Origin of the sequence: Pseudomonas sp. N40(2020), from assembly GCF_014472415.1 — a bacterium.
GTDB lineage: Bacteria > Pseudomonadota > Gammaproteobacteria > Pseudomonadales > Pseudomonadaceae > Aquipseudomonas.
In genome coordinates, this window is sequence record NZ_JACSZV010000062.1 from 18,517 (window position 1) to 27,679 (window position 9,163).

At 61.4% G+C, this 9,163-nt stretch carries 7 protein-coding genes; 4 read left to right on the forward strand and 3 right to left on the reverse strand.

The annotated features are described in order from the left end of the window. Positions 1 to 76: 76 nt before the first annotated feature. A complete protein-coding gene (locus tag IAI51_RS26425) occupies positions 77 to 1,354 on the reverse strand; it encodes an acetyl-CoA C-acetyltransferase (RefSeq protein ID WP_187681149.1) in 1,278 nt (425 codons plus the stop codon). Between the two features lie 239 nt (positions 1,355 to 1,593). Here IAI51_RS26425 and IAI51_RS26430 point away from each other — a divergent pair, with 239 nt between their 5' ends. From IAI51_RS26430 to IAI51_RS26445, 4 genes are all read left to right on the forward strand, one after another. Further along, positions 1,594 to 2,946, forward strand: coding sequence for a 3-oxoacyl-ACP reductase (locus IAI51_RS26430; protein WP_187681150.1), 1,353 nt, complete (start codon positions 1,594 to 1,596; stop codon positions 2,944 to 2,946). 2 nt (positions 2,947 to 2,948) lie between these two features. Beyond that, on the forward strand, positions 2,949 to 3,803 hold the full coding sequence (locus tag IAI51_RS26435; RefSeq protein ID WP_187681151.1) for a MaoC family dehydratase: 855 nt from the start codon (positions 2,949 to 2,951) through the stop codon (positions 3,801 to 3,803). A 303-nt stretch (positions 3,804 to 4,106) separates the two neighbouring features. Continuing rightward, positions 4,107 to 5,672 carry a collagen-like triple helix repeat-containing protein gene (locus tag IAI51_RS26440; protein ID WP_187681152.1) on the forward strand — a complete coding sequence of 522 codons (1,566 nt, stop codon included), beginning with the start codon at positions 4,107 to 4,109 and terminating at the stop codon, positions 5,670 to 5,672. A 133-nt stretch (positions 5,673 to 5,805) separates the two neighbouring features. After that, positions 5,806 to 7,476, forward strand: a complete 1,671-nt coding sequence (locus IAI51_RS26445; RefSeq protein WP_187681153.1) for a ShlB/FhaC/HecB family hemolysin secretion/activation protein — start codon at positions 5,806 to 5,808, stop codon at positions 7,474 to 7,476. A 116-nt stretch (positions 7,477 to 7,592) separates the two neighbouring features. Here IAI51_RS26445 and IAI51_RS26450 read toward each other — a convergent pair whose 3' ends face one another. Beyond that, on the reverse strand, positions 7,593 to 7,952 hold the full coding sequence (locus IAI51_RS26450) for a DUF6124 family protein (RefSeq protein ID WP_187681154.1): 360 nt from the start codon (positions 7,950 to 7,952) through the stop codon (positions 7,593 to 7,595). Between the two features lie 462 nt (positions 7,953 to 8,414). Next, a complete protein-coding gene (locus tag IAI51_RS26455) occupies positions 8,415 to 8,774 on the reverse strand; it encodes a DUF6124 family protein (RefSeq protein ID WP_187681155.1) in 360 nt (119 codons plus the stop codon). Positions 8,775 to 9,163: the final 389 nt, after the last annotated feature.

Here is a 9,163-nt window from a genome sequence, read left to right on the forward strand (position 1 = left end):
CGGGAATGTTGGCAAATGACATTGAGGGCATTTGCGACAGAATCTGACACGGCTCACTCCTGCGATGGGATTGTGGTCAGCGTTCAATAATTGCAGTTACCCCCTGCCCGCCCGCCGCACAAATCGAAATCAACCCACGCCCCTTGCCCGCCGCATCCAGCAACTTCGCCAAATTCGCGACAATCCGCCCACCGGTCGCAGCAAACGGATGCCCCGCCGCCAGCGAGCTGCCTTTCACGTTGAGTCGGCTGCGGTCGATCGAACCCAGCGGCGCATCCAACCCCAACCGGGTTTTGCAGTATTCGGGATCTTCCCAGGCCTTGAGCGTGCACAAAACCTGCGCGGCGAACGCTTCATGAATTTCGTAATAGTCAAAATCCTGCAGGGTCAGCCCATTACGCGCCAGCAGCCTTGGCACCGCATACACCGGCGCCATCAGCAGCCCCTCGGCGCCGTTGACGAAGTCCACCGCCGCCGCTTCGCCATCGCGCAGGTACGCGAGGATCGGCAAGCCGCGTTCCTTCGCCCATTCCTCACTGCCGAGCAGCACCACGGAAGCGCCGTCGGTGAGTGGCGTGGAGTTGCCCGCTGTCAGCGTGCCTTTGGCGCTTTTTTCGAAGGCCGGTTTCAGCGAGGCGAGTTTTTCCAGGGTCAGATCAGGGCGCAAATTGTTGTCGCGGGTCAGACCGAGGAACGGTGTCATCAGGTCGTTATGCCAACCCTCGCTGTAGGAAGCCGCGAGTTTGTGATGGCTTTCGAGGGCCAATTGATCCTGATCCTCGCGAGGAATATTCCAGGTCTGCGCCATCAGCTCACAATGTTCGCCCATCGACAGGCCGGTGCGCGTTTCGCCGTTGCGCGGGAATTCCGGGATCAGGTGTTTGGGGCGCAGTTGCAGGAAAGTCTTCAGTTTGTCGCCGGTGGTCTTGGCGCGATTGGCTTGCAGAAGGATCTTGCGCAGACCTTCGCTGACGCTGATCGGCGCGTCCGACGTGGTGTCGACGCCGCCAGCGATGCCGCAATCGATCTGGCCAAGGGCGATTTTGTTGGCCACCAGCAACGCGGCTTCAAGGCCGGTGCCGCAGGCTTGCTGGATGTCGTAGGCCGGGGTGGCCGGTGACAGGCGCGAGCCGAGCACGCATTCGCGGGTCAGGTTCATATCCCGTGACAATTTAAGTACCGCACCCGCCACCACCTCGCCGATGCGCTGGCCGTGCAGGTTGTAGCGTTCGATCAGGCCTTCAAGGGCTGCAGTGAGCATCGCCTGATTGCTGGCAGCGGCGTACGGTCCGTTGGAACGGGCGAAAGGGATACGGTTACCGCCGATGATCGCGACGCGGCGCAGCTGACTCATGAAAAGCTCCTATTTAGATGTCCAGGCTCACATAAAACCCTGTGGGAGCTGGCTTGCCAGCGATGGGGCCGGCATATCCAACACCTTAAGTGGCAGACAGTCCGCCATCGCTGGCAAGCCAGCTCCCACAAGGGCAGTGGTCTACTCTGCTGTTCTAGCGTAGGCCTTATTGCGTGGATCGAACGATTGATTGCCGTGAGTAGTCCACACTTTGAACCCCAACTTTTGGAGAGCGTTCCATGTCTGACCGCTATATCGACTTCGCCAACTCGTCCATCGGCCATCGTCTGGTCGGGGCACTGGGCCTGCCGTCGCCGGTGCGACTGGAGCGCTGGCAGGCCGGACGCCTGCGGCCGGTGGAAGGTGCGCTGCTGATCGGCGGCGGGCCGCTGGCCGAGCGCGTCAGCGCGTTTGCCAACCGTTTGACCGAGGGGATTTATCGCTACGGCGAGCAACCGGCGACGGCCACCGAATGGATTCCCGGCCTCGGCCCGAAACTCAAAGCCGTAGTCTTCGACGCCAGTGATTTGCAGCACACCGACCAGCTCAAGCAACTGCGCGAGTTCTTTCAGCCCCTGATGAAGAATCTTGATCACAGTGCCCATCTGGTGATTCTCGGCCGTGCGCCGGAAACCCTGCGCGATCCGTTCGCCGCCAGTGCCCAACGGGCCCTGGAAGGTTTTTCCCGCTCGCTGGCCAAAGAGCTGCGCAGCGGCGGCACCCTGCAATTGATCTATGTTGGCGAAGGCGCCGAAGATCAACTGGAAGGCCCGCTGCGGTTTTTCCTCTCGCCGAAAAGTGCCTTCGTGTCCGGGCAAGTGATTCGCCTGACTGCGTGTGCCACGCCCGTGACGGACTGGACGCGACCATTGGCCGGGCGCAAGGCGCTGGTCACCGGCGCGGCGCGTGGTATCGGCGCATCGATTGCCGAAACCCTGGCACGCGATGGCGCTGAGGTGATTCTGCTCGATGTACCGCCGGCCAAGACCGATCTCGAAGCCCTCGCTGCACGACTTGGCGGGCGCAGCATCACCCTCGATATCTGCGCCGAAGATGCCGCCGCGCAACTGATCGAACAATTGCCGGACGGTATCGACATTCTCGTGCACAACGCCGGGATCACCCGCGACAAGACCTTGGCCAACATGACCCCGGAATTCTGGGACGCGGTGCTGGCGGTCAACCTCAACGCCCCGCAAGTGCTGACCAAAGCCCTGCTCGACAGCGGCACGTTGCACGACAACGCGCGGGTGGTTTTGCTCGCCTCGATCAGCGGGATCGCCGGCAATCGCGGGCAAACCAACTACGCCGCAAGCAAGGCCGGTTTGATCGGTCTTGCCCAAGCCTGGGCGCCGACGCTGCTGGAACGCGGCATCAGCATCAACGCCGTGGCCCCCGGTTTCATCGAAACCCAGATGACCGCGCACATCCCCTTTGGCCTGCGTGAAGCCGGGCGACGCATGAGTTCGCTGGGCCAGGGTGGCTTGCCCCAAGACGTCGCCGAAGCCGTCGCGTGGCTGGCGCAACCGGGCACCGGCGCGTTCACCGGGCAGGCGCTGCGGGTCTGTGGACAAAGTGTTCTGGGGGCTTAGGCATGAGCATCGAATGGCACACACTGGAACGCGAACCGAGTCTGCCCAGGCTGTATGCGCGGGCAGCGACGCGTCGCAAAATCACCGGCACGCAACTGCCCGACAGCGGCCTGCGCTGTTTAGTCGATGTCGATGGCAAACGCCTGGCGAACTACCGCAAGGTCTGCGGTTTTGCAGACGACGGCCTGCTGCCGCCGACTTATCCACACATCCTCGCGTTCGCCTTGCAAATGCAATTGCTCACGGCGAAGGATTTTCCGTTTCCGCTGCTGGGGCTGATTCATCTGAGCAACCGCATTCGCGTGCTGCGCCCGATGGGTGGGATCAGTCGTGCGCAAGTCAGCGTGCGCGTGCACAACCTGCAACCGCATCCCAAGGGCGCGACGTTCGATCTGCTGACCACGCTGGATGATCAACTCGGGCCGTTGTGGGAAGCCGAAAGTCAGATGCTCTGCCGCGGGGTGAAACTTGACGGCGAGCCTGTCGAGCAGAATTGGGAATCGACCCAGGCGCTGGTGGAAACAGCGAAGTGGCAAGCCCCGGCAGACATTGGCCGGCAATACGCCAAAGTGTCGGGCGACTACAACCCGATCCACTTGAGTGCGGCCAGCGCCAAGCTGTTCGGCTTTCCCACGGCCATCGCCCACGGTTTGTGGAACAAGGCGCGCACGCTGGCGGCGTTGGCGGATCACTTGCCCAAGGCCAATCTGGAGATCACTGTGCACTTTCGCAAACCGGTGCGATTGCCAAGCGAAGTGACGTTGCTGGCGAGCGCGGCGGGGTCGAGTGGGGAACTGCGGCTGGTGGGTGCGGGGGATCTGGAGCACATGGCGGGTCATTGGCAGCCCATCTCCTGATCTCGCGGGCACGGGAAAACTCGTAAATTGGGTATATAACTTAAGTTTTCCCGCCGCCCGCTCCCCTCCTGCACAAAACACCCGGCCTTGATTCTCAAGGCTTTTTTTTGCGCGTTTATATACTGGGTATTAGTCCTTAGGCGCTGTGCATCGCCTTATATATAAAGGCGTTAATACCAACTTGAGAATGGCGTGAATCCGCCCCTGGATCGAGATTGGCACCACGGACGAGGCATCACCGACAACAGATCGGCGAGCCATCGAAAACGACGAATGTTGTTACAGGTGCAAGGAATCTCGATCATGAAAACTCAAGACGTGTGGTGCAAATCGGCAATCGCTCTGGCATTGATCCTTTCGCTCGGCCTCACCGGCTGCAGCAGCGGCGGTGGCGGTCATAAGAGCAGTTCCGGCAGTTCCTCTCCGGCAACCAGCACCGATGGTACCGGAGGCACAGGCGGAACCGGAGGGACCGGAGATACTGCCGGTACAGGTGGAACCGGTGGGACAGGCGGTACAGGTGGAACTGGCGGTACCCCGACCGATCCGACCAACCCAACCAATCCGACAGATCCGACAGACCCAACCAACCCGACCAACCCAACCACCCCGGCGCTGGTGACGACCACCCTTGTGCAGGATGTCGGCAAAACGGTCAGCGGCGTCGGCGACGGCGTCGGCCAGATTGGTGACTCCTTGAGCACCGTGCCTGTGGTAGGTGGCGTAGTGCAGAGCGCGGCCAACACCGCCGGCAACGTCGTCACGACGTTGGGCGATGGCGTGGCCAATGGCATCGGCAAGCTGGCCACTGATCCCAAAGGCCTGACCACCACCGTGGCCTCGGTCGGTGGCGTCGTAACGGATGTCGGCGATGGCGTGTCCGACCTCAGCGGCAAACTGGCCACCGCGACCAGCAGCGTTCCCGTGGTCGGCGGCGTGGTCACCAAAGTCGCACCGGTACTTGATGGCGTCGGGGAGAAAGTCACCATGCTCGGCGATACCCTCAACACCACTCTCAGCAATGGCCCGACGAGTCAATTGACCAATAAAGTCGGCAGCGGCCTGGTGCCGGTGATTGCCATGGTTGAAAGCACCACCGACAAAATCGGCGACGCCACCGGTCTGGGCGACCCGCTCAAAGGCGTGATCCAGAAAGTCGGCAGCACCGTGGACGGTGTCGGCGACAAGGTCACCGACGCGGGTAACGGCAATGCTTTGACCAACACCCTCGGCGGCGCTTTGAGCAACACCGGCACCGCCGTCGGCAAGGCGGGCGGCCTGGTGTCCAACGGCACCGGTTCAGGGACTGGCGGTGTGGGCGGTGGCCTCGGTGGAGGCCTCGGTGGCACTGGCTTGCTGCAAACCGTCGGCGGCGCAGTCGTCAACGTTGGCACAGGTTTGAACGCCGGTAATACCAACGGCGTGGTCAGTGCCGGGGGTGTCACTGCAGGCGGGCTGGGCAATACCATCGCCTCGCTGAACACCGTTCTCGGTGGCTCGGGCGCACCGATCACCTCCACTACCACGCCGTTGGCCGCACTCGGCAACAACGTCGGCGGCGCACTCAACCCGGTCACCAGCGCGGTCACCGGCCTGACGCAACAAGTCGGTGCTGCCACGGGCCTGGGCAGTCCTGTGGCCAGCCTCACCGGCCAGGCCGGTAGCGCGGTCAGCAACCTCGGTGGCGCGATTGCTGCCACCAACAACCCGGTCACTACAGCTGTCGGTGGCCTGGTCAATAACGTTGGCGGCACCGTCACAGCGGTCGGCGGTCTGGTTAACGGTGGCACCACAACGGGCGGCACCACTGGCGGATTGGGCGGCGTACTCGGTGGTTTGACCGGCGCTCTGGGAGGCAACAAACGCTAAATTGCACCTGGCCGATTCGACGGCCTCACCTACAGCGCCTACGCTTGGTTGAAGGCGGAAGATTCCCACGAGTCTTCCGCTTTTTTCTTAGGAAAAAATCAGCCCTCGCTGTGATCTGACCATGGAGTGTCCTATGCGCGTTATGGCATCCCTGCTGTTCCTCAGTCTCAGTTCCACCGCCCTCGCCGACACCCTGCCCAGCTTTCTCAATAGCAACGAAACCATCCGCAACCTGCCCGTGCCGAATCTGCCGGCCGATGCCTATCGCCCGGCCGCCGCGCCGCTGCAAGTGCCTGACCCCGGCGCGACCGCCGCGCAACCGTTGTTGATGGAGACCAAAGTCAATCTCAAGACCGTGCAGATCGAAGGCGGGACAATCTATCCACTCAACGAACTGGCCGAAATCTACAAGCCACTGATCGGCCGCGAGGCCAGCCTCGCCGACCTGATCGAAGCCACACGCACCATCACCCGCCGCTACCAACAGGATGGCTACCTGCTGTCCTACGCCTTCCTGCCGCAACAGAGTTTCGATGACGGCGTGGCGCGGGTGGTGCTGGTTGAAGGCTATGTGCGCGACGTGCAGATGCAGGGCGATGTCGGCCGAGTCAAAGGCCTGCTCGACAAGCTGGCGGCGAAAATCCAGGCCGAACGGCCGCTGACCCGCAAGACCTTCGAGCGCTACACCACGTTGATGACGCGCATTCCCGGCGTGACCATCCAGGCCCAGGTGCCACCGCCGGGCACCACCGACGGCGCCACGACACTCGTCGCCCAGGCCAGCCGCAAACCGTTCACCAGCACACTGAGCACCACCGAAGACAACCGCAACGGCCCCCAGGCCCTGCTCGGCGTCAGCAGTAACTCGCAGACCTCCATGGGTGAACAACTGAGCCTCAGCGGTCTGTTCCCGCCCGGTGACGACCACGAACGTTACTACCGCCTCGACTACAGCCAGTTCCTCGACGCCGAAGGCACGCAACTGAATCTGTCGGCCTCACGTTATCGCGCCGACCCCGGCACGGAAGTGTTGATCAACGGTGGCGGACGCCTGGATACCCATCGCGAAAACGACCGATATTCCATCGGCTTCAACGTACCGTTGATTGCCGCGTCCAACGAACTGCTGACCGCCGGCTCGCGCCTGTATGCGGTCAATGACAAGACTCGCTACGACGGCATCAACTTCCCGTTCAGCACGGAGTTCCGCACCGACATCCGCGCCCTCGCCTTCGAAGGCGACTGGCGCAAGGCCGATGCACGGCAACTGCGAATCCTCAGCGCCGGGGTTTATCAGGGCTTCGACAGCTTGGGCGCGAAGACCAATTCCAGCGATATCGATCTGGATTTCTTCCGTGTGCGGCTCTCTGGCGTACAGAGCGACAAGTTCCTCGACAACTGGCAAGGCGTGCTGTCGGCGGCGTTGTACTGGAGCGACGACACCTTGCCCGACAGCGAACGCGCAGTGTTCGGCGGGCAGAATTTCGGTCGCGGCTATCCCGATGATCAAGCGTCCGGCGACAAGGGCTGGGGGGTGGCTTACGAGGTCAACTACAGCTTCAACCGTGACGGCAACTGGGTGCGAATCCTCCAGCCGTACGTCGTGCTCGATCGTTCGCGCAGTTGGTTCAATGAACTGCCGGTGCAAGCTAACAACCTGTCATCGGCGGCGATCGGCCTGAGGTTTGGCGATGCCAAGTACTACAACATTGCGCTGGAGGCGGCGAAGGCGATGTCGGATGAAGCGCTGGATACGTTCAATCGCAAGCCGAGGTACAGCATCAGTTTCAGTTATCAGTTGTAGATAGGCGGCGCTTGTCATACCGCTTTCGCGAGCAGGCTCACTCCTACAGGGGAACGCATTCCAAATGTAGGAGTGAGCCTGCTCGCGATGAACGATAACGCGGTTTTTTCTGCGGATCAGGTTTGCGGGTCGACCCGATCCAGCGCCCGGTTCACCGCCAGTTCGGCGAGCATGACAATTTGCTGGATGCCCAACACGGTGCTGCGTTGCGCGCCGCTCAGCTCATTGGCGAAGTTGCTGGCCGCTGTGCTGGCGCTGGCCAGTGATTCGCAGGCGTGGGCGAGCAGGCTTTCGGTGTCGACACTCGGATTGACGAGGAACATCGTGCTCGGCTGGCGGGGGTTTTTCGGCTCGGGGCAGAGATAGAAATCGAGCGCGCGCTTGATCGCTTCGCGGTTTTTCGCTTGGTCATCGGCGCGGATGGCGTCGGCGAGTGGGGTGGTTTCGAGGGGTGGATCGGGAATCAGTTTGTCCATTACAAAAACTCTCCACAGTCGTTTGCGCCACCCATTGCCATTCTCACGGGGCAAAGAGGTGGCAGCTATATGCGGGGTGAGAATACCGGTTATGGACACCCGGCCAGACCGAAGTCTGCCCGCACACAGCCGCCATGACACATTACCGACAGCGGAGCTGGCGGCGATTATGCGTGCACAGATACTGAATGACCATAAATTGCCGGGTTCTCACACCCGATCGCTGAGGTGTCAGCGACAGCCCAAGACTAGTGAGCGCACGTCCGACGGACAACCTGAAAACCTTGTGGGATGCTTCTGATGTTTCGAGCCCCTATTAAACACCTGATGTTTATTGAGCGCCTGGAAGGGCCTCATCGCTGGCAAGCCAGCTCCCACAAGGTCATGCATTTTCACGAGCGCTGCATTCCCTGTGGGAGCTGGCTTGCCAGCGATGAACGATAACGCGGTTTTTTCTGCGGATCAGGTCTGCGGGTCGACCCGATCCAGCGCCCGGTTCACCGCCAGTTCGGCGAGCATGACAATTTGCTGGATGCCCAACACGGTGCTGCGTTGCGCGCCGCTCAGCTCATTGGCGAAGTTGCTGGCCGCTGTGCTGGCGCTGGCCAGTGATTCGCAGGCGTGGGCGAGCAGGCTTTCGGTGTCGACACTCGGATTGACGAGGAACATCGTGCTCGGCTGGCGCGGTTTTTTCGGTTCGGGGCAGAGATAGAAATCGAGCGCGCGCTTGATCGCTTCGCGGTTTTTCGCCTGGTCATCGGCGCGGATGGCGTCGGCGAGTGGGGTGGTTTCGAGGGGTGGATCGGGAATCAGTTTGTCCATGAAAAACTCCTACTTGGCTGAAGAAGCCACCTGTTGTCGTTTCCACACGACAAAAAGGTGGCAGCTGTACGCGGGGTGGAAATACCGATAAGTAGGCAACCGGCCAGACCGAAGTCTGCCCACGCACAGCCGCCGCGACGCAGTTTGCAGACGAACGAAGACGTCGGCAACGATTACGGTGCTGGTGCAATGCATCTACTTAAAATTCAGGTTTCCACACCCGATCGCTGAGGTGTCAGCGACAGCCCAAGACTAGTGAGCGCACGTCCGACGGACAACCTGAAAACCTTGTGGGATGCTTCTGAGATTTCGATACACGATTAAACATCCCGACTTGAAATCCACTCCCTGTAGGAGCTGCCGCAGGCTGCGATCTTTTGATCTTGACC